Here is a 23,475-nt window from a genome sequence, read left to right as displayed (position 1 = left end):
GACGGACATGGAAACCTTGAGCGGCACGGCCGCTGGTGTCCCGTACACGGCGTTGCCGCCGGCCGGGGGTGGTCAGGCGCCGTTGATCGTGACCTGGCACATGCTGGACGCGCCGCGAACGGACGCGGCGTTCGCGGCCGCGTTGCCGATGCTCGGGGTGCCGGCGTGGCGGGTCCACCTGGCCATGCCGATGTGCGGCGCGCGGATGGTGGACGGCCGCCTGGACGCGGCGGTCGAGCTCGCCCGGCGGGACGTTCTGCTGGCGTTTCTGGCGCCGTTCGTCCGCCAGGCGGCCGGGGAACTCCCGGCCGCCCTGAAGGAACTTCGCGAGCAACTGCCGGTCGACGATGGCCCGGTCAGTGTGCTCGGAGCCTCGCTCGGTGGGGCGGTGGCGCTCGAAGTGCTTGCGGCGCAACAGGTTCCGATTCGCTCGGCGGCGCTGGTGAACCCCGCCGTGCGGTTGCGGTCGGTGGTCCCGCTGACCGAGGGCCTCGCCGGACGCCCGTACCGGTGGACGGAGGAGGCCCACCGGGTGGCGGACTCGTTCGACTATGTCGCGCGCGCCGGGGAGCTGGCTCCGGTGCCGCTGCTGCTGGTGAGCGGCGAGCGGGACCACCCGGACCTGCGTGCGGACGCCGCCGCGCTGGTCGCCCGGCTGGCGGACGCGGAGCTGGTCGACGTGCCGGAGCTGGCGCACCCGCTGGCGGAGGAACCGGGGCTGGAGCCCGCGCCTCAGCTGCCGACAGCGAAGGCGGTCGACGAGGTGCTGACGAGCTGGTTCACCGGGCAGCTCGCCGGCTGAGAAGCCACGGCCCCTGCCCGCCAGCGCCGAGGCGGGCCGCTCGGCCTGCCGGGCGCCCGGAGCGGAGTTGGCGTCCCGACACCTGGGTGGGCGCCCCGGTCAGTGGTCCCAGGTCAGCATCATCCGCTCGGGGCCGCGCGTGGACAGCCCCTCCTTCCAGTCGATTCCGGCCTCGCCGTCGGCGAAGCGCAGGCCGGGCAGCCTGCGGAGCAGCGTGTCGAGCGCGACCTGCAGTTCCATGCGGGCCAGGGGCGCGCCCAGGCAGTGGTGCACGCCGTGGCCGAAGCCGATGTGCGAGGTGTCCTGGCGGCGCAGGTCGAGTTCGTCGGGGTCGGCGAAGACCCGTTCGTCCCGGTTCGCCGACGCCAGCGCGGGCAGCACGGCCTCGCCCGCGCGCACCAGCACCCCGCCCAGCTCGATGTCCTCCGTCGCGTACCGGGCGATGCCGGCGCCGAGCCCCAGCGGCACGAACCGCATCAGCTCCTCGACCGCCTTCGGCACCAGGCTCAGGTCGGCGCGCAGCACGGCCAGCTGGCCGGGGTGCGTCAGCAGCGTGTAGACGAAGTTGGGGATCTGCGACGCGGTGGTCTCGTGCCCGGCGACCAGCAACGCCATCGCGAGCATCACCAGTTCCTCTTCGGACAGCCGGTCCTCGTTGTCCCGCGCGGCGACCAGGCCGCTGAGGAGGTCGTCCCGCGGCTCGGCGCGGCGCTGGGCGATCAGGCCCTCCAGGTAGGCGCGCATCCTGCCGGTGCAGTCCACCACCTCCTCGGGGGTGAACTTCGTGGTGGACAGGAACGCGTCGGACCAGTGGCGGAAGTCCACGCGGTCCTCGTAGGGCACGCCGAGCAGCTCGCAGATCACGGTCACCGGCACCGGCAGCGCGAACGCCTCGACCAGGTCGGCGGGCGGCCCCTGGTCGAGCATCGCGTCGACCAGCCCGTCCGCGATCTCGCGCACCCGCGGCCGCAACTGCTCGATCCGCCGCACTGTGAAGGCCTTCGTGACCAGCCGGCGCAGGCGGCTGTGGTCCGGCGGGTCCATGCTGAGGATGCCGCCGGGCTGCGAAGGCTGCGGCCGCATGCGGGGTTCGTCGTGCTGGAGGCTCGCGGCGCGGCTGAACCGCGGGTCGCCGAGCACGACCTTCACGTCCTCGTAGCGGGTGGCCAGCCAGCCCGGTTCGCCGTACGGCAGCCGGACCCGGGTGAGCGGCTCGTTCGCGCGCAGGTTCGCGAACATCGGCTCCACGTCCAGCCGCTCCGGCAGGCTGAACGGGTAGCTCCGGGGTTCCGCGGTGGTCATCAGCGACTCCTCGACGGGTGAACTTCGCCCGAATCATTCCGACATGTGGTGTTTTTCCAACACCTGTCGGAGACCATTAGACTGATCCGGTGTCCGCCCCGCAAGTACCCGATCGCCGTAGCCGCCGGTCACGGTCCGCGCTGGAGGCCGCGCTGCTGGAGCTGATCGCCGAGCGCGACCTGGGTCAGATCTCGGTCTCCGACCTGACCAAGCGGGCGGACGTCAACCGCTCCACGTTCTACGAGCACTACACCGACGTGCACGACCTCGCGGCGGCCGCGTGCACGGACATGTTCGACGAGCTGGTCGCCGCCGCGCACGTGCTGCTGCCGAACGAGGACCCCGCGCCGATCGACGCGCTGGCCAGGATCTTCGTGCACGTGGCGGAGCACGCGCGGCTGTACGGCGCGTTGCTCGCCGGCAGTGCCCGGGTGATCAACCACCTGCACCACCGCCTCGCGATCGCCATCCACGTGCACCTGACCGGCACCGGAGCCCCCACCCACGCCGACGACCCGGCGGAAATCCCGCACGACCCGGCGGCGGCGCTGCTGGCGGGCGCCCTGCTGGGGACCGTGATGGACTGGCTACGCCGCGGCTGCCCCGGCAAGCCGGAGGGCCTCGCGGCGGAGATCTGGCCGCACCTGGTGGCGGCGGGTTCGGTGGGGCGCTGATCCACCCGCCATCGGACTCCGGAGCCGCCGCGGTGCGACTGTCGCCGTCTAACGCTGGCTACGTGGTCCCCGCGTGCGGATGCCCGTCGCCAGCGCCGCGCCGCCGAACAGGAGGGCGCCCGCTGCGCCCGCGACCGCTGTCAACTGCCGCACTGTCCGGCCGCTGTCGCACACCGTGCTCAGCGCCGGACGTGCACCGGGGAAGTACTGGTCGTACGTCCCCTTCGCGGCGGCACCCGGGTCCTGGTCGGGTTCGTGCAGCGCCGTGCCGCAGGTGATCCCGGCCGCCGAGACCTCCGAGGTCGCCGCCCACACCGCCAAGCCTGCGCACAGCGCCGCCACGAGAACGAGACCGCCGATGATCGCCCGCACCCGCGGCAGTGTAATGCCCCGATCAGTCCGCGATCAGTCGCGATCAGGGCCACGAACCGGCTCGCCGGCGCGGCGGCACGGCGACGCGGAACTGGGAGAAGCACTCACCGGGGCGGTCGCCGGCAGGAAGCAGCTACCCCGGCGCCGGAACCAAGACGACCACACCGCGCCGGGCTATCCGGCCTCCAGCCGCTGCGCGATCGGGCCCCGGGCGGGTGCCGGCGCGTCCTTGGGCAGCTTCTCCACGGCGCGCGCGAACTCGTCCCAGTTCGCGGCCTCCTTGAGCCGGAACTGTGCCGGCTTGAAGTTCGGGCTCGTGACGTCCAGGCCGAGTTTCGGGTCCTTGAAGAAAACCCTGCCGTTCTCCTTGGTCATGTCCTCGAGCATCGCGGTGAAGTGGTTGGCGAGCCGGTCGCCCGCCTCGGCCAGGTTGTTCCGCGCCTCGCGCACGTCGGCCCGGAACTGGGCCATGATGCGCTGCGGGTCGGTCTCCTCCCAGGTCTTCGTCAGCTGCTTGATCTCGCCGACGACCTTCGCCACGTTCTCGACCCCGCTCACCACGTCCCCGGACTTGGCGGCGGAGATCAGCCCGGCGGTGCCGTAGAACATGTTCAGCGCGAACTCGACCTTCGCCGTCGTGCGGTCCTTCTGCGCGTCGGCGAGGGCCTTGGTGATGTTCGCCGCGAACTTCTCGGCGTTGTCCTCACCGGTGCGCACCAGCAGCGCGTACTGCTCGAGCACCTTGTCCAGGTACGCCGCGTAGGCGGACTGGTTCCCGACGAACGCCTTCAGGTCGTTGAGCCTGCTCGTCACCGCGCGGGCGGCCGACCCGGTCCACTCGGCGAGGTTGCCGGTCGCGGTGGTGAACTTCTCGTCCACGTCGTCGACGGTCACGTTCGCCGCGGCCAGTTCCCGGCGCGCCTCGTCGGCGGCCCCGGCCGCGCCGCCCTGGTAGCCGTGCAGTTCGCCGAGCAGGGAGTAGGCCTCCCAGACCACGTCCTTCTTCTTCGCCGCGTCGATCGACAGGTTCCGGACGTATTCCTCGGTCTGGGTGCCCACTCCTTCGATCACCGGTGGCGGCGACTGCTGGAGCAGGATCTTCGCACAGTCCTCGATGACCCCGGCCAGTCGCAGGAACTCGGCGAACAGCTGCTCCCGGTACTCCTCGTACGCGCCCAAGCCGGTCAGCCGTCCTGACCGTCGGCGCGGGCGTACAGCGCCTTGATCTTCAGCATCGCCTGCCCCGCGTACTCCAGTTCGTCCTTGACGTGCACCTGGCGGCGCTCGACGAGGTCGGTCATCCGCGCGATCACCCCTTCGAGTTTGCGCAGCGGCAGGTTCTCGGTGTCACCGCGCAACAGATCGTCCAACGTGGACCCGTCGGTGAACTGGACGTTCGCCCGGCACTTGTGCACCCGTCCCGCGACGTCCTGCGCCCAGCCGCCCGCCTCGGTGAGCGCCTTGCCCGCCGCCTCCAGGCTGCTCAGGTCGACCTCGTAGCCGTTGCTCAACCCGGCCTCCCCTCCCACGCTCCCCGCGACCGGGCGAGTGTGCCGCGTGGACGGGACAGCCGTACAGGTCCATTCCGGACAATGTCCGGTTGCGGTCACAACCACCCGCGGCGGACGGCGGCCACTCCGGCGGCGAACCGGCTGTCGACCTGCAGGACCTCCAGGATCGCGCCGACGTGGCGGCGGACCGTGCGCACCGCCGTGCCGGTCTGGCGGGCGATCGCCTCGTCGGTGAGGCCGGCCGCCAGCAGGTGCAGAACCTTGTGGCGGGCGGGGGTGAGCTCGACCGGGGCCGCCTCGCCGATGGCCGTGGTGTCCGGCGCGTGCCAGAGCGCGTCGAACCACTCGGCGAGGAGCCCGAGCAGAGCGGGGGAGCGGATCAGCAGCGCGCCGTCGGCGCCTGTGCGGTCGATGGTGACCAGCGCGACGTGGTCGTCGACGTGCATCATCTTCACCGGCACCGACCGCCGGATGCGGGCCTGCTCACCGGCGCGGACGGACTGCTCGATGCTGTGCGAGCCCCACTCGTCCGAGGCGTGCTCGGTGTCGTAGAGCATCCGGAACTCCACCCCGGCGGCGACGGCGTCCGGCGGCGGCAGGAGCAGGCCCTCGGTGGTCGGGTTGTGGCCGGACCGGGCGTTGAAGGTGGCGCGGAGAAGGCGGCGCGGGGAGCGGTAGAGCCCGGCCGCCAGCCGGGCCATCTCGGCCGGATCGCGGACCGCCTGGACGTCCTCGCCGTCGAGCGCGTCCTGCGACAGGCCGGTCGTCGGCGCGACCAGGTCGGCGAACCGCTCCCACGACTCCGCCAGGCCCGCCTGCAGCGCCGCCAGGTGCCGGTGCTGCCGGTCGATCAACCGGCGCAGCGCGATCACCGGATGCACCACGCGCACATACCGGTGGTCGCCCGTGCCTGCCATCGTGACGAGGCCGGCGTCGAGGAGCTCCCGGCCGGCGGGGTCGTCGAGGTCGAACCGGCCGGCCCCGGCTCCGGCCGGGATCTCGCCCGCGGCGTGCAGGCGTTCGTACGCCTCCGCGGCCGCCTCCGACACCAACCCAGCCAGCACCATCGCCACCACGGTTCCTCCTGACGCCCGGAAACGGGGACATCATCACCCGGAGGCCCGTCCGGTCCGCGCAGTGGGCACCGACCGCGAGAGCATTAATTAATAATTAATCTTGACGCGCGCCGTCGGACAAGCGAGACTCGTCCCGCAAGCGAGCGGGTCCGCGACAAGCCGGAACCCGGGTCAACGAAGGAGAGACATGGGCGCAACGAGGCGTCTCGGCCGCGTCGGGCTGGCGTTGCTCGTCGTGGCGGCGCTCGGCCTGGTCACCGCCTGCGCGGGCAAGGTGGGCGAGAACGGCCGGTTCGGCGTCGTCTACATGGACGCGCAGGGCTACTACGCCGGCGTGCGGGCCGGCATGCAGCAGGAGGCCGAGGCCCTCGGCCGCGTGCCACAGCTGCTGCAACTCAACGCGCAGGGCGACGCGTCGAAGGAGAGCACGTTCGTCGACCAGGTGAGCGCCGCGAAGGTGGACGCGCTCATCCTGTCCCCGGCCTCGGCGACCGCGTCGGTGCCTGCCATCCGCCTCGCGCACGCCAGCGGCATCCCGGTCATCTGCTACAACACCTGCATCGCCGACGAGAGCGCCCGCAAGTACGTCTCGGCGTACGTGCTGGGCGACCCGGTGCGCTTCGGCGCCCTGCTCGGCGATCAGGCGGCCGACCACTTCGTCGCCGCGGGCAAGACCGCGCCGAAGATCGCCGTCGTCAACTGCGAGTTCGTCGAGGTCTGCGTCCAGCGCAGGCTGGGCTTCGAGCAGGCGCTCAAGGCCAAGCTCCCGGCCGCGGCGATCGTGGCGAACCAGGAGGGCGCGACGATCGACGACGCGGTCGATGTGGCCGAGCGGATCCTCACCGCGCACCCGGACGTGGACGCCTTCTACGGCGAGGCGGGCGGCGCCACCATGGGCGCGGTCCGCGCCGTGCAGGCCCGCGGCAAGGTCGGCCAGACCGTCGTGTTCGGCAGCGACATGTCGACCGAAGCGGCGCAGGCGCTGGCCGGGAACACCGTCCTCAAGGGAGTCGTCGACATCTCCGGCATCGCGGTCGGCAAGCTCGCCGCGAACGCCGCCGACCAGGTGCGCCGCGGCGAGCTGACCGAGTACACGGTCGTGCCCGCGCCGATCGACCTCTACGCCTCGCCCGAAGACGGCCGCGCCTGGCTGAGCGCGCACCCGGACGGTGTTCCGTGACCGTCCACACCAGACCGCAGAGCGAAGGAGAAGCCGTGGCTGCCAACGTCATCGAGGTCGACGGCGTCACCAAGCACTACCCCGGCGTGCAGGCGCTCACCGACGCCGCCATGACCATCCGCGAGGGCGAGATCCGCGCCCTGCTCGGCCGCAACGGCGCGGGCAAGTCGACGCTCATCCGCGTGCTGTCCGGGGTGGAGCGGGCGGACGCGGGCACCGTCACCGTCGCGGGCGAACGGCTCGGCGACGGCGGCGTGCGCCGCGCGGCCGAACTCGGCGTCAGCACCGTCCACCAGGAACTCAGCCTGGTCGCCGAGCTCAGCGTCGCGGAGAATCTCTACCTGGGCCGCTGGCCGCGTCGCGGCGGAGCGGTCGACTACGCGGCGATGCGCGCCGGTGCGCGGGCGGTGTTCGGCAGGCTCGGGCTGGACATCGACCCGGCCGCGCCGGTCGGTGAGCTTTCGCTGGCACACCGGCAGCTCGTGGAGATCTGCCGCGCGGTGCGGGAACAGCCCCGGCTGCTGATCCTCGACGAGCCGACCAGCGCGCTCGCCGCGGGCGAGGTCGACATCGTGCTCGACACCGTCACCCGCATCGCCGACGAGGGCGTGGCCGTGCTCTACGTGAGCCACCGGCTCGAAGAGATCCGCCGCATCGCCCACAGCGCGACCGTGATGCGCGACGGCCGGGTCGTGGACACGGTCGACACTGCGAACACCGCCGACACCGGCACCGACCGGATCGTCCAGCTCATGCTCGGCGACTCCGCGACGGCCGCGCAACGCCCGCCCGCGCGGGAGGTCGACCGCACCGGCGTGCCGGCGCTGTCCGTGCGTGGCCTGTCCGTGCCGCCCAAGGTCCTCGACGTCTCGTTCGACGTGCATCCCGGCGAGATCCTCGGGCTCGGCGGGCTGCTCGGCTCCGGCCGCACCGAGGTGCTGCGCGCCATCGCCGGGTTCACCCCGGCCGCGGCGGGCAGCATCGCCGTCGACGGCCGGGACGTCACCCGGCCCACTCCGGCGGTGATGAAGCGCCTCGGCGTCGGCATGACCCCGGAGGACCGCAAGGACGAGGGCGTCGTCCCGCTGCTCGGCGTCGACGAGAACCTCGTGATGTCGGAGTTCGGCACCGTGAAGTCCGGGCCGGCGATCCGGCCGGCGCGCGTCCGGCGGGCGGCGCGGCGGCTCATCGAGCGGCTGTCCATCGCCACGGCGGAGCCGGAGACCCCGATCGTCAACCTCAGCGGCGGGAACCAGCAGAAGGCCGTCATCGGCCGCTGGCTGCACGCAGGCAGCCGCATCCTGCTGCTCGACGAGCCGACCCGCGGCGTGGACGTGCAGGCCAAGGCCGAGATCTACCGCCTGGTGCGGGAGGTTGCCGACACCGGGGCCGCCGTGGTGTTCGTCTCCGGCGAGCTCGAGGAGCTGCCCCTGGTGTGCGACCGGGTGCTCGCGCTGCGCGCCGGGCGCGTCGCCGGCGAGCTGACCGGCGCGGGCCTGACCACCGATTCCGTGCTCTCCGCCGCGATGGCGGCCTGAGAAACAAGGGAAGACCATGACCGTTATCGACTCCCCGGCCGAGCAGCGTCGCAGCCGGGCGGGCCGCCGGTTCGGCGGGCGCTCGCTCAACGAGATCGGCCTGATCGCCGCGATCGTCGTGCTCTACATCGCGCTCGGCAGCAGCGCCGCCGGGTTCCTCAGCCTGGACAACCAGCTCGGCATGCTCCGCGACGCCGCGACCGTCGGCATCGCCGCGTGGGGCGTGACCCTGGTGATCATCGCGGGCGAGATCGACATCAGCATCGGCCCGGCCGTCGCGTTCTCCTCGGTGCTCGTCGCCAAGGGCGCGGCGGAATGGGGCCTCGGCGTCGCCGGCGGCATCCTGCTGACCCTGGTCGCCGGTCTCGCCTGGGGCGCGCTGGCCGGCTGGCTGCGCGCCCGGTTCGACGTGCCGTCGTTCATCGCCACCCTCGGCGTGTGGAGCGCGCTCGGTGGCCTCGGTCTCTACCTCACCGACGCGCTGCCGGTCGTGCTGCCCGACAGCGGGCTGATGACCGTGCTCGGCGGCTCGGTCCTGGGCATCCCGACCCCGGCGATCATCATGGTGGTGCTGTTCTTCGTCTTCGCCTACGTCGCCCGCTACACCGCCTACGGCCGCTCGGTCTACGCGGTGGGCGGCAACGCGCCCGCGGCGCGGATGGCGGGCATCAACCTCGCGAAGATCCGCATCCTGCTGTTCGCCACCACCGGCCTGCTGTCGGCGATCACCGGGATCCTGCTGGCCGCGCGGCTCGGCTCGGGCAACGGCGGCGCGGCCTCCGGACTGGAGTTCGACGTCATCGCCGCGGTCGTCATCGGCGGCACCGCGCTCGCAGGCGGGCGCGGATCGATGCTCGGCACGCTGCTGGGCGTCGTGTTCATCACCGTCATCGGCAACGGGCTGGTGCTGCTCGGAGTGGACTCGTTCCTGCAGAACGTGGTGCGGGGCGTGATCATCGTGGTGGCCGTGCTGGTGAACGTGATCATCACCAAGCGGGCGCGCGCGACGAGGGAGAGCTGATGAGCGAGCAGATGAGGGGCGTCTACCTGCCCGGGAACTCCACCGCGGTGCTGCGCGACCTGCCGGTGCCGGAGCCGGGCCACGGCCAGGTGCTGGTCGAGGTCGGCGCGTCCGGGATCTGCGGGTCCGACATCGGCTACATCTACCACGAGCACAAGGGCCACCGCGGCGTCGACGGCCCCGCCTACCGCGGCGTCGTCGCCGGTCACGAGCCGTCCGGCCGGATCGTCGCCGCGGGTCCCGGCTGCCGCCGGTTCGGCGTGGACGACCGGGTGATCGTCTACCACATCGCCGGGTGCGGGGTGTGCGACAACTGCCGCCGCGGCTACCTGATCAGCTGCACCGGCGCGCAACGCCAGGCCTACGGGTGGCAGCGCGACGGCGGGCACGCCCACTACGTGCTGGCCGAGGAGTCGACGTGCGTGCCGCTGCCCGACGAGCTGTCCTACGTGGACGGTGCGCTGATCGCCTGTGGCTTCGGCACCGCCTACGAGGGCCTGCGGCGCATCCGCGTCAACGGCGACGGCGACCTGCTCGTCGTCGGGCTCGGCCCGGTCGGGCTCGCGGCCGGCATGATCGGCAAGGGCATGGGCGCGCGCCGGATCGTCGGCGTGGAGCCGTCCCCGCGGCGGCGGGAGTGGGCCGCCGGACTGGACGTGTTCGACGAGGTGGTGACCCCGGACGCGGAGGTCGAGCCGGTCTTCGCCACCACGATCGACTGCTCGGGTTCGCGCGCCGGCCGCGCCACCGCGATCGCCGGTGCGGCGGAGTGGGGCCGGGTGTCGCTCGTCGGCGAGGGCGGCACGCTGGAGACCGAGGTGTCGGACGCGTTGCTGCACAAGCAGTTGACGCTCTACGCCTCCTGGGTCACGTCGGTGCCCGCGATGAGCGAGCTGGCCGTCAACCTCGCGCGCTGGGGGCTGCGGCCGGAACGGGTCGTCAGCGACCGGTTCCCGCTCGGTGAAGCCGACAAGGCCTACGCGCTGGCCGCGGGCGCCAGCGCGGGCAAGGTGGTCCTGCTGCCGTGATCGACCGCGACGGCGAGGTGCTCTGGCTGGACAACGGTCTGGTGCGCCTCGGCCTGCTGCCCGCGCTCGGCGGGCGGCTGCTGTCCCTGTCCACTCGAGACGGACGCGAAGTGCTGTGGCGCAACGACAAGCTGCTCACCGACCGGCTGGAGCTGCGCCATGAGCACCGGCCGCACGGGGGCAACCTCGGCGACTGGGTGAACTACGGCGGCGACAAGACCTGGCCTGCGCCGCAGGGCTGGGAGCGGGCGGACCAGTGGGCCGGGCCGCCCGACCCGGTGCTCGACTCCGGGCGCTACGAGGTGACGGCCGAGCAGACCGCGGGCACCGCCGTGGTCACCCTGACCAGCGGCGACGACCCGCGCACCGGCCTGCGGCTGACCCGGCGCTTCGAGCTGGGCGGCGGCAGCGGCTACCGGATGACGCTCACCGCGCGCAACACCAGCGCGCGCACGGTGCGGTGGGCGCTGTGGAACGTGACGCAGCTGGGGCCGGGCGAGGTGCGCGTGGACGGCCCCGCCGAGGTCACCGAACTGCTCGCGGGAACCGCTTTCCCGGAGTGGCACGAGGTGCCGGGCGGGGTGCGGGTGCCCGCCCAGGACGTGGTCGGCAAGCTCGGCTTCCCGGCCGCCACCGGGCGGATCACGCACGCCGCGGACGGCCTGACCTGGACGCAGACGTTCGCGGTGGACGAGGACGCCGAGTACCCGGACCGGGGGTCGCGCGCCGAGGTGTGGCTGGAGTGCCCGCAGCCGCGCCCGCTGGCCGCGCTCGGCGACCTGGACCCGCCGGCGCGGATCGTCGAGTGCGAGGTGCTCGGCCCGCTGACCACGCTCGCGCCCGGCGAGGCGACGACGTTGACGATCGACTGCACGATCGAGGGGGAGTGATGCGGGGAAACGTCGCGGTGGTCACGGGCGCCGCGCAGGGAATCGGGGCGGCGACCGCGGTCCGGCTCGCCGCCGACGGCGCGGCGGTGGCGCTGCTCGACGTCGCCGACGCCACGGACGTCGCCCGGCGGATCACCGACGCCGGCGGCCGGGCACTCGCGTTGACCTGCGACGTCAGCTCCGAGGCGGACTGGGCGGACGCCGTCGCGCGCTGCCGGGAAGAGCTGGGCCCGGTCGACGTGCTGGTCAGCAACGCCTACACGGTCGACGTGCGGCCGGCGCACGAAACCACGCTGGCGTCCTGGGAGCGGCAGCTGTCGGTCAACCTCACCGGCACGTTCCTCGGGTTCCGCGCCTGCCTGGACGACCTGTCGCGGGACGCCCGCGGCGCGGTGGTGCTGACCTCGTCGGTGCACGCGCTGGTCGGCCTGCCCGGGCGGCCCGCGTACGCGGCGACCAAGGCCGCGCTGACCGGGCTCGCGCGGCAGCTCGCCGTCGAGTACGGCACGGTGCTGCGGGTCAACTGCGTGCTGCCCGGACCGGTCCTGACCGCGGCGTGGGACGGCATCGGCGAGGACGACCGGCGGCGCAGTGCCGAGGAAACCGCCGTGAAAAGGTTGGGCACTCCGGCGGAGGTCGCGGCGGCGATAGCGTTCCTGGCCGGTGACGACGCCTCGTTCGTCACCGGCGCGGCGCTGACCGTCGACGGCGGCTGGAGCGTCTACAAGAGGTCTTCGTGAGGAGGTACGGGGGATGACCGCCTACAGCGGCCGGGGCGTGCACGGGCAGACCGTGGCCACGCTCGGCGCGCGCATCGTCGCCGGGGAGATCGCCGAAGGCGCCGTGATCGACCTCGCCGAGCTGGGGCGCGACCTCGACGTCAGCATGACCGTGCTGCGTGAAGCGCTGAAGGTGCTGGCGGCCAAGGGACTGGTCGAGGCGCGCCAGAAGCGGGGGACGTCGGTGCGGGCGCGTGTGCACTGGAACCTGCTGGACAGCGACGTGATCCGGTGGCGCAGCGAAGCCGGCGACACCGCGGCCGTGCTGCGCGACCTGGCGGAGGTGCGGGCCGTGGTCGAGCCGGCGGCGGCGTCGATGGCGGCGCTGCGGCGCGACGAGGACGACCTCGCCGAGCTGGACGCGGCGCTGGCGGACATGCGCACCGCGGTCGGCCCGGCCGCCCAGGTCGCCGCGGACCTGCGCTGGCACCGCGCGCTGCTGCGGGCCACGCACAACGAAATGCTGTCCCGGATGGACGTGTTCATCGAGCCCGCGCTGCGGTTGCGCGACGCGCTCGTGCACGAGGCGCACGACGACGACCCGGCGCCCAGCCACGCGGTCGTCGTGGACGCCGTGCGCCGGGGCGCGCCGGAGGAGGCCGCGGCCGCGGTGAGCGCGCTGCTGGACAAGGCGTCCTCCGACGTCGCCGGGATCATCGGGGAGAAGGACGCGTGAAGATCGTTTCGGTGGAGACGTTCCTGGTGCCGCCACGCTGGCTGTTCTGCCGCGTGGCCACCGACGACGGTCTCGTCGGCTGGGGCGAGCCCGTCGTGGAGGGGCGCGCGGAAACCGTGCGGGCGGCCGTCGACGAGCTGTCCGACCTGCTGCTGGGCCGCGACCCGCGCCGCGTCGAGGACCTGTGGCAGGTGATGACCAAGGCCGCGTTCTACCGCGGCGGGCCGGTGTTGTCGAGCGCGGTGGCCGGGATCGACCAGGCGCTGTGGGACATCCTCGGCAAGTCGCTCGGGGTGCCGGTGCACCAGCTGCTGGGCGGCGCGGTGCGGGACGAGGTGCGGGTCTACGGCTGGATCGGTGGCGACGAGCCGTCCGCGGTCGCCGAGGCCGCCGCGGCGCAGGCCGAGGCCGGGCTGACCGCGGTGAAGATGAACGCCTCTGGGCGGATCGGGCGGATGCCGAACCGGGCCGAGGTCGACGAGGTGGTCTCGCGGCTGGCGGCGGTGCGGGAGGTGCTCGGCGATTCCCGGGACGTAGCGGTGGACTTCCACGGGCGGTTCGGGGTCGCGGCGGCGCGGCGCGTGATTCCGGAGCTGGCGCCATTGCACCCGCTGTTCGTCGAGGAGCCGGTGCTGCCGGAGTACGCGCACCGGCTCGGCGACGTGGTGTCGGCGAGCGCGGTGCCGGTGGCCTGCGGGGAGCGGTTGTACTCGCGGTCGGAGTTCCTGCCGGTGCTGCAGGCGGGTGTCGCGGTGGTGCAGCCGGATCTGTCGCACGCGGGCGGGATCTCCGAGGTGCGGCGGATCGCCTCGCTGGCGGAGACCTTCGACGCGCTGGTCGCCCCGCACTGCCCGCTCGGGCCGCTGTCGCTGGCGGCGAGCCTGCAGGTCGCGTTCGCCACGCCGAACTTCCTGATCCAGGAGCAGAGCATCGGCATCCACTACAACGCCGGGGCCGAGCCGCTGGACTACGTGGCCGACGTGCGGCCGTTCGCGTTCCACGACGGCGCGATCCGGCGGTGGGATGCGCCCGGGCTGGGGGTCGAGATCGACGAGGACGCGGTGCGCAAGGCCGATGCCGTGGGTCACCGGTGGCGGCCGCCGGTGTGGCGGCACCCCGACGGATCGTTCGCGGAGTGGTGATGAGTCCGGAGTGGACGGTGTTGTCGGCCGAGCGGTTCGCGCTCGGTGAAGGTCTGCGTTCGGTGGCCGGTGGCCTGGTGATGACGGACATCCTCAGTGGACGGTTGCTGTCCGTGGACACCGGCGAGGTGCTGGTGTCCCTGGACGAGCCGCTTGGTGCGGTGGCGCCGCTGGCCGGGGGTGGGTGGATCGCCGCGGCCGGGCGGGGGATAGCGGTGCTGGACGGCGGGGTGCGGTGGCTGGCCCGGCCGGTGGATCCGTCGATGCGGATGAACGACGGCGTGGCGGACTCGTCGGGACGCTTCTGGGCGGGCGCGATGGCGTGGGACGCGCGGCCGGGGGCGGGCCGGTTGTTCCGGGTCGATCCGGACGGTTCGGTGCACACGGTGCTCGAGGGTCTGACCGTGCCGAACGGCCCGGCGTTCTCCGGCGACACGATGTACCTGGCCGACAGCGCGGCTGGGGTGATCCACCGATACGAGGTGTCCGAGGCGGGGGAGCTCGGCCCTGGTGAGCTGTTCGCGCGCGTCGAGGAGGGCAGCCCGGACGGGATGACGGTCGACGCGGAGGGCTACGTGTGGTCGGCGATCTGGGGAGCGTCCCACGTGGTGCGGTTCGCGCCGGACGGGTCGGTCGACCGGGTGCTCCCGGTGCCTGCCCGCCAGCCGACGAGTGTCTGCCTGACGGGTGGCCGGCTGATCGTCACGTCGGCGACGCACGGGCTGGCGGAGCCTGGCCCATTGGACGGCGCGGTGCTGGCGACCCCGTGCCCGGTGGCCGCTGCGCCCGCGTGTCAGGCCCAGCTTGCCCACGGTTCGGCTGGGCAAGGCCATCACGCCGGAGGGCGTCCGCTCGCCGGATGACTGAGTGGGTGCGGTGGCGGGGCGAACCACCCCACCCCGCCGCCCGCCTCTCCCGACGAGCCGGCACGTCCGGCGCCGTCGGCGGGTGCGGCCGGGCAGTGCTGGACCTGCGGCGGCGAGCCGCGGGAGTCGCCGCCTGTTGGGCCGTGTGCGCCGCCGCTGGGGGGAGCCGGGCGTGGGCTGCCCCGGCCGCGCGGGCGCGCGTGACAGGATGGCCGCATGGTTGCCGGATCCGCGGGTCGTCCCTGGCGGGGTGTCGACGCCGACGAGCGGCAGGCCCGCCGGCGGGAGCGGCTCGTCTCGGCGGCCTTCGACATCATGGGCACCGACGGCGCCGCCGCGGTGACCATGCGCGGGGTCTGCCGCGCCGCCAAGCTGACCGAGCGTTACTTCTACGAGAGCTTCGCCCGGCGCGAGGACCTGCTGGTCGCCGTGCTGGAGGACGTTGCCGGGCAGGCGCGTGAGGTGCTGCTCGCGGCCCTCGCGGAGGCGCCGGACGACACCGCCGCCATGGTCCGCCATGCCGTCGCCGAGTTCACCGCCTTCGTCACCGGCGACCCGCGCCGCGGGCGCATCCTCTTCGTCGAGTCGCTGGCCGCGCCGGAGCTGTCCACCCGGGGCGGCGAGCTGGTCGGCGAGTTCACCGCCACCATCGCCCAGGCCCTGCGCAGCCCCGCACTGGCCGGCGAGAACGCCGACGACCGCGACGTCGACCTCAACGCCCAGGCGGTTTTCGGCGCGCTGGCCTACCTGTTCCAGGGCTGGCTCGCCGGGCGGCTGGACGTTTCGCGGGACCGGTTCGTCGCCCACACGGTCCAGGTGATCGAGCACCTGGCGCGGGCGCAGTCCGCCTGACCTGCCCCACTCACGGGCGTTTTCGGCCTGGCGCGTGCCACCCCGGGGGCGGTTCCGCTTGTCCTGCCCCGTCGCGTGTGCCATTACGCCCGACCGGCCCCATCCCCATAGGGGCACTCGCCCGACTCGTCCCACTCCGTGGCCGCATTGCGCCCGGCTTGTCCTACCCCGCGGGCGTTTTCGGCCTGGCGCGTGCCACCCCGGGGGCGGTTCCGCTTGTCCTGCCCCGTCGCGTGTGCCATTACGCCCGACCGGCCCCATCCCCATAGGCGCACTCGCCTGACCTGCCCCACCCACGGGCGCATTCGACCTGACGCGTGCCACCCCACGGGCGCATTCCCGCCTGACCTGCCCCAACCCCCTTCCAAAACTGACATCACCCGATGTTGACATCACTCGATGTCTCTTTTACCGTCGGCGGAGTACCAGGCAGCGAGGAGGCTTCCATGGGTGAGCGGGTCCGGGTGGCGATCATCGGCGCCGGGTTCGGGGGGCTGGGCACCGCGATCGGTCTCCAGCGCGCGGGCATCGACGACTTCGTCGTCCTCGAACGGGCGGCCGACGTCGGCGGCACCTGGCACGCCAACACCTACCCGGGCGCGCAGTGCGACATCCCGTCCATCCTGTACTCGTTCTCGTTCGCGCCGAACCCGCGCTGGAGCCGCCTCTACCCCTACCAGCCGGAGATCCGCGACTACCTGCGCCGCTGCGCCGAAGACTTCGGCATCACGCCCCACCTGCGCCTGTGCCACGAGGTCCGCGAAGCGAGCTGGCGGGACGGCGCCTGGCACCTCACCACCAACCGGGGCGATTGGGAAGCGCAGGTGCTCGTCGGCGCGATCGGCCCCTTCAGCGAACCCGCGGTGCCGGACCTGCCGGGCCTGAACCGCTTCCGGGGCGCCACCTTCCATACGTCCACTTGGGACCACGGCCAGAACCTCCACGGCCGCCGCGTCGCGGTCGTCGGCACCGGCGCCTCCGCGGTGCAGATCATCCCGAAGCTGCAGCCGCAGGTCGCGCGCCTCACCGTCTTCCAGCGCACCCCGACCTGGATCATGCCGCACCCGGACCGCCCGGTGACCGGCCTGCCGCGCCGCCTCCTCAGCCAGGTCCCCGGCGCACTGAGCCTCGCCCGCACCGGGTTCGACCTGGTGCAGGAAGCCCTCGTGCCGGGCCTGGTGCACCAGCCGCTGCTGCTCAAGGGCATGGAGGCCGTCGCCCGCGCGCACCTGCGCCGCCAGGTCCGCGACCCGCGGCTGCGCGCCAAGCTCACCCCGTCCTACGCGTTCGGCTGCAAGCGCCCCACCTTCTCCAACGCCTACTACCCGGCGCTGGCCCAGGCCAACACCGACGTCGTCACGGAGCCGATCAAGGAGGTGACCGAACACGGCATCGTCACCGGCGACGGCGCCGAGCACCCGGCCGACACGATCGTCTTCGGCACCGGCTTCCGGATGACCGACCACCCCGGCTTCACCCGGCTGCGCGGCCGGGACGGCCGCACCCTGGCCGAGGTCTGGAACGGCAGCCCGCGCGCCTACCTGGGCACCACCGTCGCCGGCTTCCCCAACTTCTTCCTGCTGCTCGGGCCGAACTCGGTCGTCTACACCTCCCAGGTCGTCACGATCGAGGCCCAGGTCGCCTACATCCTCGACTGCCTGCGCCAGATGGACCGAAGAGGACTGTCCACACTGGAGGTGAAAGCGACGGCGCAACAGGACTACGTGCGGCGCGTCGACCACGGCCTGCGCAACTCCGTGTGGAACACCGGTGGCTGCCGCAGCTACTACCTCGACTCCGCGGGCCGCAACTTCACCTTCTTCCCCGGCTTCAACCGCACCTTCCGCGCCACCACCCGGCGGGTCGACCTCGCCGACTACCACCTGGAGAGGACGGCGTGATGTTCCGCGTCGGCAAACCCCGCATCGACCCCCGCGGTGCCCGCCGCTACACCGGTGAGGCCTACGCGATCGCCGCGCGCGACGTGCACTTCTCCTGGGACGACGTGCCGCTGCACTACATCCCCGGCGAGCCCATGGCGACGCACCTGATCAACGTGATGCACCTGGTGCTCCCCGAGGGCGAACGGGCCATGTCGGCGGCGCTGGCCGAGGCGCTGCCGCTGATCGACGACCCGCGGCTGCGCGAGGAGGTCACCGGTTTCGTCGGGCAGGAAGCCGTGCACGCCTCGTCCCACGAAGGAGCCCGGGGCCACCTCGCCAAACTCGGCCTGCCCGTCGAACCGGTCGCCCGCAAGATGGACTGGCTCGTCGACCGGGTCCTCGGTGACCACGGCCTGTCCGGCAAGGCCAAGCGCGCGTGGCTGTGCGAGCGGCTCGGCCTGTTCGCCGCGATGGAGCACTACACGGCGGTGGTGGGGGAGTGGCTGCTCGGCGCCGACCACCTGGAGCGCGCCGGCATGCACCCGGTCATGCTGGACCTGATTCGCTGGCACGGCGCCGAGGAGGTCGAGCACCGCAACGTCGCCTTCGACGCGTTCATGCACGTCGACGGCGGCTACGCCCGCCGCGTGCGCACCGCGCTGATCGCCAGTTTCACCCTCGCCGTGCTGTTCGTCGGCACCGGCCGCTACCTCTACAACGCCGATCCCACCCAGGACAAGGGCGGGCGGTGGTGGCGCGAACTGATCAGCGCCACCCGCCGCGGCGTGACGCCCAAGCTGTCGATCTTCCTCACCGAGATCCCGAAGTACCTGCGGCCCGGCTTCCACCCGTCGCAGATGGGCAGCATGGACGAGGCCGTCCGCTACCTGGCCCAGTCGCCGGCCGCCAACGCCGCATGACCACCGCGGGCATGCGCCTGGCCGCGGCGGCCAGCGGCGCGTACCGGCGGGTGTTCGCCGCCGGGCCGGTCGCGCCGCTGCTGTCGCGGCCGAATCCGGTGCGCCGCACCGGTTACGACCTCGACGTCGTGGTCCGGCGGGTGCGGCAGGAGGCCGAGGACGTCGTCAGCCTGACGCTGGCGGGCGACGACCTGCCGGCTTGGCAGCCGGGCGCGCACCTGGACGTGTTCCTGCCGTCGGGACTCCAGCGCGCGTATTCGTTGTGCGGAGATCCCGCCGAATCGACCTACCGCATCGCGGTGCGGCGTCTCGGTGCCGGCTCGCGGGAGATACACGCGCTGCGGGAAGGTGACCGGCTCCGGGTACGCGGGCCGCGCAATGCGTTTTCCCTGGTGGGCAACGCTCCGTCGTACCTGTTCGTCGCCGCGGGCATCGGCATCACGCCGATCCTGCCGATGGCCCGTGCCCTCCCCGGGCGACTGGTCTACTTGGGACGATCGCGGGCGACCATGCCGTTCCTGTCCGAACTGGACGGCGCCGAGGTCCGCCCCGACGACGAGTGCGGCCCGCCCGACCTGCGGGAGATCCTGTCCCTCGCCGAGCCGGGCGCCGCGGTCTACCTGTGTGGTCCGCCGCCGTTGACGGCCCCGGCACAGCGGATCCTGCGCGAACTCAACCCCACGGCGTCCCTGCACACCGAACGCTTCAGCCCGCCGGTCGTGGAGGGCGGGCGGCCGTTCGAGGTCCACCTGCGGCGCAGCGGGAAAATCGTCGAGGTGGGCGCGGAAGAAAGCGCTCTCAGCGCGATCGGGCGGGTGCTGGACGTGCCGTACTCGTGCCGTCAGGGGTTCTGCGGCACGTGCAAGGTCCGCGTGCTCGACGGCGAGGTGGAGCACCGCGACCGCCTGCTCACCCCGTCCGAACGCGGCGACGCGATGCTCGTCTGCGTCTCCCGGGCCACCGGCCGTCTCGTTCTCGATCTCTGAGGAGGGTCATGACTGTCGTCGACCACGACGTGACCATCGGCGTCACGGCCGCTGCACAGGCGGCGCGGGGCGTGATCGGACCGTGGAACTACCAGGTCCGCACGCCGCTCGGCTCGATCGCGGCCGCGCTGGCCGCGGGCGGGTCCACCCTGACCTCGGTCGCCGACCTGGGGGAAGCGGTCGAGCACACCAAGCGCAGCCGGTGCGGGCGCGGCGCGACGGTCTTCTCCCTCCGCGACGGCGAGGCGACCGCGCGGCGCGTCCGGTCCGGCGCCGTGTCGGCCTTCGTCGCGCTGCCGCTGGGCGGCACGTGGGCGTCCGGCTTCGGGCGGGTGCATTGCGCGGACGGGCTGCGGGAGTCCGCCTACACCCGCGCGACCACCGTGCCGCGGTACCCGTCGCTGGTGCGGGTGCTGATCGCGCTCCGGCACGGGCGGCGGTGACCGTGGTGCTCGCGACACTGCGCGACCTCGGGCTGCCGCTCCCCGGCGGGCGGACCTACCGCGTCGCGGGACGGACGGTGCTGATCACCGGCGGCGGCGCCGGCATCGGGCGGGCGCTCGCGCGGGTCCTGCACGCGCGGGGCGCGGTGGTCGCGCTCGTCGACCGCGACGGGGCCGCGCTGGAGGCGGCCGCGGAGGAACTGGGGGACCGGGTGCTCACCGCGGTCGCCGACGTGCGTGACCGGGACGGGATCGCGTCGGCGGTGCGGGGTCTGGCCGGGCGCGCGGGCGGGCTGGACGTGGTCGTCGCCAACGCCGGGGTCACCCCGCCGCCCGCGACGCTGCGCCAGATCGAGCCGGGCGAGTTCGACCGGGTGCTGGCGGTCAACGTCACCGGCGCGTTCAACACCGTGCGGCCCGCGCTGGACCACCTGATCGCCCGGCGGGGGCACGTGGTGGTGGTGTCCTCGGCGGCGGCCTTCGTCCCCGGCCCGGGCGGCGCGGCGTACATGGTGAGCAAGGCGGCGGTCGAACAGCTGGGCCGCGCGTTGCGGCTGGAGCTGGCCGGGCACGGCGTGACGGCCGGGGTCGCCTACTTCGGGGTCGTCGACACGCAACTGGCGCGCACCACCCTCGACGACGACCCGATCGGACAGGCGCTGGAGAAACGCCTGCCACCGCCGCTGCGCCGCCGCATCACGGCGGTGGAGGCGGCCACGGTGCTGGCCGACGCGATCGCCCGCCGCGCCGGGCGGACGCTCGCCCCCGCGGCGTGGCAGCCGTGGGCGCTGCTGCGCGGAGTGGTGAACGTGGCCGCGGACGCGTACCTGGCCGCCGACCGGAGGACGCAGGCGTTGATCCGCGAGCTGGAGGAGCGGGGCAAGGCGGGGTGATGGCAGGTGGTGCGGGCATCGTCGGCCATGACGGCACCGCGCGATGGCGGGTTTCGTGCCGCACTGCGCGATCGCGGCCGGCTTCCCGGCGTGCCGCGCGATGGCGGCGGGTTTCCTGCGGCGCCTTGCCAGTCGGCTTCGTGCCGGACGGCACGATCCCGGCTGGCTTCCCGGCGCGATGGCGGCAGTTTCGTGCGGCGCTTCCCGGTCGGTTTCCAGGGCATGGTGGGATCGCGGCTTCGTACGCCACCTGCCGGGGCGGTGAGGGCCGCATGACCTCGTGGCAATCCCGGTTGCCGGCGCAGGGCCAGTCCCGCACCATCCGGCCCGTGATCGCCCACGCGCCGATCACCCCGCTCACCCTGCGGGGCGCTCGGTGGGCCATCGATCGCGCGGTCGCGGGCACCGGCCGCCTCCCGGCCGGCACCACCTGGCGTCGCCTCGAACTTCCTGCCTGCGGCGCCGAGTTGGTGCGCCCCGCCGATCCGGCCGCGGTCACCGTGCTCTACTTCCACGGCGGCGGCTTCATCCCCGGCTCCGCTCGCGCCGGCCCGCCCGGGGCCCGCCGACGCGCTGCTCTCGACCGCCTGCGTCGACCGGGTCGTCCGGCTCTGCGGCAACGGACCGGAACCGTCGCCGGTGCGGGCCGACCTGCGGAGGCTGCCGCCCACGCTCGTCGTCGCCGGGGAGCGTGACCTGCTCGTCGCGGGGCTGGTGTCGGAGGTCCACCCGCCCGCCGGCTCGCCGGCCGCGCGCACGAGCTGGCGCGTGAACTGGCCGCCACGGTCGCCCCGGTGTCCGTCGCGATCACCCGGCAGATGCTGTACCGACCTGCCGGATCACCTGCCCTGGCGCTGAAGTTAGGGTTGGCCGGTGAGTGCGACCCTCCAGGCCAAGGACCTGACCGCGGGGCACGGGCACCGCACCCTCTTCTCCGGTCTCGACCTGGTGGTCGCGCCGGGTGATGTCGTCGGGCTGGTCGGCGTGAACGGCGCGGGCAAGTCCACGCTGCTGCGGATCCTCGCCGGGGTGGACAAGCCCGAGTCGGGCGAGGTCCGGCTCACCCCGCCGGCGGCGACCGTCGGGTACCTGCCGCAGGAGCCGGAACGCAGGCCGGGCGAGTCGGTGCGCGAGTTCCTTGCCCGGCGCACCTCGGTCGCGGCGGCGCAGGCGGAGCTGGACGCGGCCACCGAGGCCCTGACCGCGGGCGCCGACGGGGCCGACGACCGCTACGCCGTCGCCCTCGACCGGTGGCTGGCGCTGGGCGGCGCCGACCTCGACCACCGCGCCGAGGAGGTCGCGGTCGAGCTGGGGCTGTCGGTGGACCTCGACCAGCCCATGACGTCGCTGTCCGGCGGGCAGGCCGCCCGCGCCGGGCTCGCGTCGCTGCTGCTCAGCCGCTACGACGTGTTCCTGCTGGACGAGCCGACCAACGACCTCGACCTGGACGGCCTGGCGCGGCTCGAGCGGTTCGTCACCGGGCTGCGCGCGGCGACCGTGCTGGTCAGCCACGACCGCGAGTTCCTCGCCCGCACCGTCGACCAGGTGCTGGAGCTGGACCTGCCGCAGCAGCAGGTGCGGCTCTACGGCGGCGGGTACGAGTCGTACCTGGAGGAGCGCGCCGTGGCGCGGCGGCACGCGCGCGAGAACTACGAGGAGTACGCGGCGACGCGCGCTTCGCTGGAGGAGCGGGCGCGCACGCAGCGGGCCTGGATGGAGAAGGGCGTCCGCAACGCCCGCCGCAAGGCCGGGGACAACGACAAGGCCGGCCGCAAGTTCCGCGCGGAGGCCACCGAGAAGCAGGCCGCGAAGGCCCGCCAGACCGACCGGATGATCGACCGGCTGGAGGTCGTCGAGGAGCCGCGCAAGGAGTGGGAGCTGCGGATGGAGATCGCCGCGGCCCCGCGAGCGGGCGCGGTCGTGGCGACGCTGCGGGGAGCCGTGGTCCGGCGTGACGCGTTCACCCTCGGACCGGTGGACCTGCAGATCGACTGGGCGGACCGGGTGGCGATCACCGGCGCGAACGGGGCCGGGAAGTCGACGCTGCTGGCCGCGCTGCTCGGGCGGGTGCCGCTCGACGCCGGGTCGGCGTCGCTGGGGTCCGGGGTGGAGGTCGGCGAGGTCGACCAGGCGCGCCGGCTGTTCCTCGGCGACCTGCCGCTGGCCGAGGCGTTCGCGCGGGAGGTCCCGTCCCTCGCCGACGCCGACGTCCGGACGCTGCTCGCGAAGTTCGGCCTGGCGGCCGCGCACGTGCTCCGCCCCGCGGCGACGCTGTCCCCGGGCGAACGGACCCGCGCGGCGCTCGCGCTGCTGCAGGCGCGCGGGGTGAACCTGCTGGTCCTGGACGAGCCGACCAACCACCTCGACCTGCCTGCCATCGAGCAGCTGGAGTCCGCTTTGGACAGCTACCGGGGCACGCTGCTGCTGGTGACCCACGACCGGCGCATGCTGGAGGCGGTGCACGTGACCCGGCGTCTGGAGGTCGTGGACGGCAAGGTCACCGAGACCTGAGCCGTGAGTTTCTCCGCACCCGCGACGAGCTGACGCGGCCGGGGAGCGGGCTTACGCTGCGGCGATATCGGTTCACGTATCGCCGCAGGTGTGGCGTGGTCTTGGACAGGCGTACCACTCTGGTGCTGGG

The 23,475-nt window shown here is 73.4% G+C and carries 23 protein-coding genes; 18 read left to right on the top strand and 5 right to left on the bottom strand.

Annotation, left to right across the window (positions count from 1 at the left end; all coding sequences use genetic code 11):
* Nucleotides 1-7: 7 nt before the first annotated feature.
* Nucleotides 8-802: an alpha/beta fold hydrolase gene (locus AMYTH_RS0115915; RefSeq protein ID WP_027931166.1), complete on the top strand. Its 795-nt coding sequence runs from the start codon at nucleotides 8-10 to the stop codon at nucleotides 800-802.
* Between the two features lie 99 nt (nucleotides 803-901).
* On the opposite strand, the gene AMYTH_RS0115910 is transcribed toward AMYTH_RS0115915, so the two are convergent.
* Nucleotides 902-2,104, bottom strand: coding sequence for a cytochrome P450 (locus tag AMYTH_RS0115910; RefSeq protein ID WP_027931165.1), 1,203 nt, complete (start codon nucleotides 2,102-2,104; stop codon nucleotides 902-904).
* Nucleotides 2,105-2,193: 89 nt separating this feature from the next.
* Between AMYTH_RS0115910 and AMYTH_RS0115905 the strand changes: the two genes are divergently transcribed.
* The gene (locus AMYTH_RS0115905) at nucleotides 2,194-2,778 is read left to right on the top strand and encodes a TetR/AcrR family transcriptional regulator (protein WP_027931164.1); all 585 of its coding nucleotides are present in this window, start codon (nucleotides 2,194-2,196) and stop codon (nucleotides 2,776-2,778) included.
* Nucleotides 2,779-2,826: 48 nt separating this feature from the next.
* On the opposite strand, the gene AMYTH_RS0115900 is transcribed toward AMYTH_RS0115905, so the two are convergent.
* The 4 genes from AMYTH_RS0115900 to AMYTH_RS47065 form a co-directional block, all read right to left on the bottom strand.
* Nucleotides 2,827-3,150 (bottom strand): hypothetical protein, encoded by a 324-nt coding sequence (locus AMYTH_RS0115900; RefSeq protein ID WP_027931163.1) that lies wholly within the window; start codon nucleotides 3,148-3,150, stop codon nucleotides 2,827-2,829.
* 174 nt (nucleotides 3,151-3,324) lie between these two features.
* Nucleotides 3,325-4,329 (bottom strand): hypothetical protein, encoded by a 1,005-nt coding sequence (locus tag AMYTH_RS0115895; RefSeq protein ID WP_027931162.1) that lies wholly within the window; start codon nucleotides 4,327-4,329, stop codon nucleotides 3,325-3,327.
* A 5-nt stretch (nucleotides 4,330-4,334) separates the two neighbouring features.
* Entirely contained in the window at nucleotides 4,335-4,661 is a 327-nt protein-coding gene (locus tag AMYTH_RS0115890) for a hypothetical protein (protein WP_027931161.1), read from the bottom strand.
* A gap of 95 nt (nucleotides 4,662-4,756) precedes the next feature.
* Nucleotides 4,757-5,728 (bottom strand): helix-turn-helix transcriptional regulator, encoded by a 972-nt coding sequence (locus tag AMYTH_RS47065; protein WP_228685286.1) that lies wholly within the window; start codon nucleotides 5,726-5,728, stop codon nucleotides 4,757-4,759.
* Nucleotides 5,729-5,924: 196 nt separating this feature from the next.
* Here AMYTH_RS47065 and AMYTH_RS0115880 point away from each other — a divergent pair, with 196 nt between their 5' ends.
* The 16 genes from AMYTH_RS0115880 to AMYTH_RS0115800 all read left to right on the top strand — a co-directional run bounded on the left by AMYTH_RS0115880 (nucleotide 5,925) and on the right by AMYTH_RS0115800 (nucleotide 23,345).
* Nucleotides 5,925-6,917 (top strand): substrate-binding domain-containing protein, encoded by a 993-nt coding sequence (locus AMYTH_RS0115880; protein WP_027931159.1) that lies wholly within the window; start codon nucleotides 5,925-5,927, stop codon nucleotides 6,915-6,917.
* A 35-nt stretch (nucleotides 6,918-6,952) separates the two neighbouring features.
* Nucleotides 6,953-8,455 carry a sugar ABC transporter ATP-binding protein gene (locus tag AMYTH_RS0115875; RefSeq protein WP_027931158.1) on the top strand — a complete coding sequence of 501 codons (1,503 nt, stop codon included), beginning with the start codon at nucleotides 6,953-6,955 and terminating at the stop codon, nucleotides 8,453-8,455.
* A 16-nt stretch (nucleotides 8,456-8,471) separates the two neighbouring features.
* Entirely contained in the window at nucleotides 8,472-9,476 is a 1,005-nt protein-coding gene (locus tag AMYTH_RS0115870; RefSeq protein ID WP_027931157.1) for an ABC transporter permease, read from the top strand.
* The gene (locus tag AMYTH_RS0115865) at nucleotides 9,476-10,504 is read left to right on the top strand and encodes a zinc-dependent alcohol dehydrogenase family protein (protein WP_027931156.1); all 1,029 of its coding nucleotides are present in this window, start codon (nucleotides 9,476-9,478) and stop codon (nucleotides 10,502-10,504) included. Before AMYTH_RS0115870 ends, AMYTH_RS0115865 begins: the two co-directional genes overlap by 1 nt.
* Nucleotides 10,501-11,394 (top strand): DUF4380 domain-containing protein, encoded by an 894-nt coding sequence (locus AMYTH_RS0115860; RefSeq protein WP_027931155.1) that lies wholly within the window; start codon nucleotides 10,501-10,503, stop codon nucleotides 11,392-11,394. The genes AMYTH_RS0115865 and AMYTH_RS0115860 overlap by 4 nt, the downstream gene beginning before the upstream one ends.
* Nucleotides 11,394-12,134 carry an SDR family NAD(P)-dependent oxidoreductase gene (locus AMYTH_RS0115855; protein WP_027931154.1) on the top strand — a complete coding sequence of 247 codons (741 nt, stop codon included), beginning with the start codon at nucleotides 11,394-11,396 and terminating at the stop codon, nucleotides 12,132-12,134. Before AMYTH_RS0115860 ends, AMYTH_RS0115855 begins: the two co-directional genes overlap by 1 nt.
* 13 nt (nucleotides 12,135-12,147) lie before the next feature.
* Nucleotides 12,148-12,849, top strand: coding sequence for a FadR/GntR family transcriptional regulator (locus AMYTH_RS0115850; RefSeq protein WP_027931153.1), 702 nt, complete (start codon nucleotides 12,148-12,150; stop codon nucleotides 12,847-12,849).
* Nucleotides 12,846-13,991, top strand: a complete 1,146-nt coding sequence (dgoD, locus tag AMYTH_RS0115845; RefSeq protein WP_027931152.1) for a galactonate dehydratase — start codon at nucleotides 12,846-12,848, stop codon at nucleotides 13,989-13,991. Before AMYTH_RS0115850 ends, dgoD begins: the two co-directional genes overlap by 4 nt.
* The gene (locus AMYTH_RS44980) at nucleotides 13,991-14,854 is read left to right on the top strand and encodes an SMP-30/gluconolactonase/LRE family protein (RefSeq protein ID WP_051363067.1); all 864 of its coding nucleotides are present in this window, start codon (nucleotides 13,991-13,993) and stop codon (nucleotides 14,852-14,854) included. Before dgoD ends, AMYTH_RS44980 begins: the two co-directional genes overlap by 1 nt.
* A gap of 219 nt (nucleotides 14,855-15,073) precedes the next feature.
* Nucleotides 15,074-15,709: a TetR/AcrR family transcriptional regulator gene (locus tag AMYTH_RS0115830; RefSeq protein WP_027931151.1), complete on the top strand. Its 636-nt coding sequence runs from the start codon at nucleotides 15,074-15,076 to the stop codon at nucleotides 15,707-15,709.
* A gap of 446 nt (nucleotides 15,710-16,155) precedes the next feature.
* Nucleotides 16,156-17,610 carry a flavin-containing monooxygenase gene (locus AMYTH_RS0115825; protein ID WP_027931150.1) on the top strand — a complete coding sequence of 485 codons (1,455 nt, stop codon included), beginning with the start codon at nucleotides 16,156-16,158 and terminating at the stop codon, nucleotides 17,608-17,610.
* Nucleotides 17,610-18,512 carry a metal-dependent hydrolase gene (locus AMYTH_RS0115820; RefSeq protein WP_027931149.1) on the top strand — a complete coding sequence of 301 codons (903 nt, stop codon included), beginning with the start codon at nucleotides 17,610-17,612 and terminating at the stop codon, nucleotides 18,510-18,512. Before AMYTH_RS0115825 ends, AMYTH_RS0115820 begins: the two co-directional genes overlap by 1 nt.
* A complete protein-coding gene (locus AMYTH_RS0115815; protein ID WP_027931148.1) occupies nucleotides 18,509-19,498 on the top strand; it encodes a PDR/VanB family oxidoreductase in 990 nt (329 codons plus the stop codon). The genes AMYTH_RS0115820 and AMYTH_RS0115815 overlap by 4 nt, the downstream gene beginning before the upstream one ends.
* An 8-nt stretch (nucleotides 19,499-19,506) precedes the next feature.
* Nucleotides 19,507-19,941: a hypothetical protein gene (locus AMYTH_RS0115810; protein WP_027931147.1), complete on the top strand. Its 435-nt coding sequence runs from the start codon at nucleotides 19,507-19,509 to the stop codon at nucleotides 19,939-19,941.
* 5 nt (nucleotides 19,942-19,946) lie between these two features.
* Nucleotides 19,947-20,834 carry a short-chain dehydrogenase/reductase gene (locus AMYTH_RS0115805; protein ID WP_228684801.1) on the top strand — a complete coding sequence of 296 codons (888 nt, stop codon included), beginning with the start codon at nucleotides 19,947-19,949 and terminating at the stop codon, nucleotides 20,832-20,834.
* 873 nt (nucleotides 20,835-21,707) lie between these two features.
* The gene (locus tag AMYTH_RS0115800) at nucleotides 21,708-23,345 is read left to right on the top strand and encodes an ABC-F family ATP-binding cassette domain-containing protein (protein WP_027931145.1); all 1,638 of its coding nucleotides are present in this window, start codon (nucleotides 21,708-21,710) and stop codon (nucleotides 23,343-23,345) included.
* Nucleotides 23,346-23,475 lie beyond the last annotated feature (130 nt).

The organism is Amycolatopsis thermoflava N1165, from assembly GCF_000473265.1.
Taxonomy (GTDB): Bacteria; Actinomycetota; Actinomycetes; order Mycobacteriales; family Pseudonocardiaceae; genus Amycolatopsis_E; species Amycolatopsis_E thermoflava.
The sequence above is the reverse complement of the archived record's forward strand: the minus strand, read 5'-3'. Positions and strand labels throughout refer to the sequence as shown.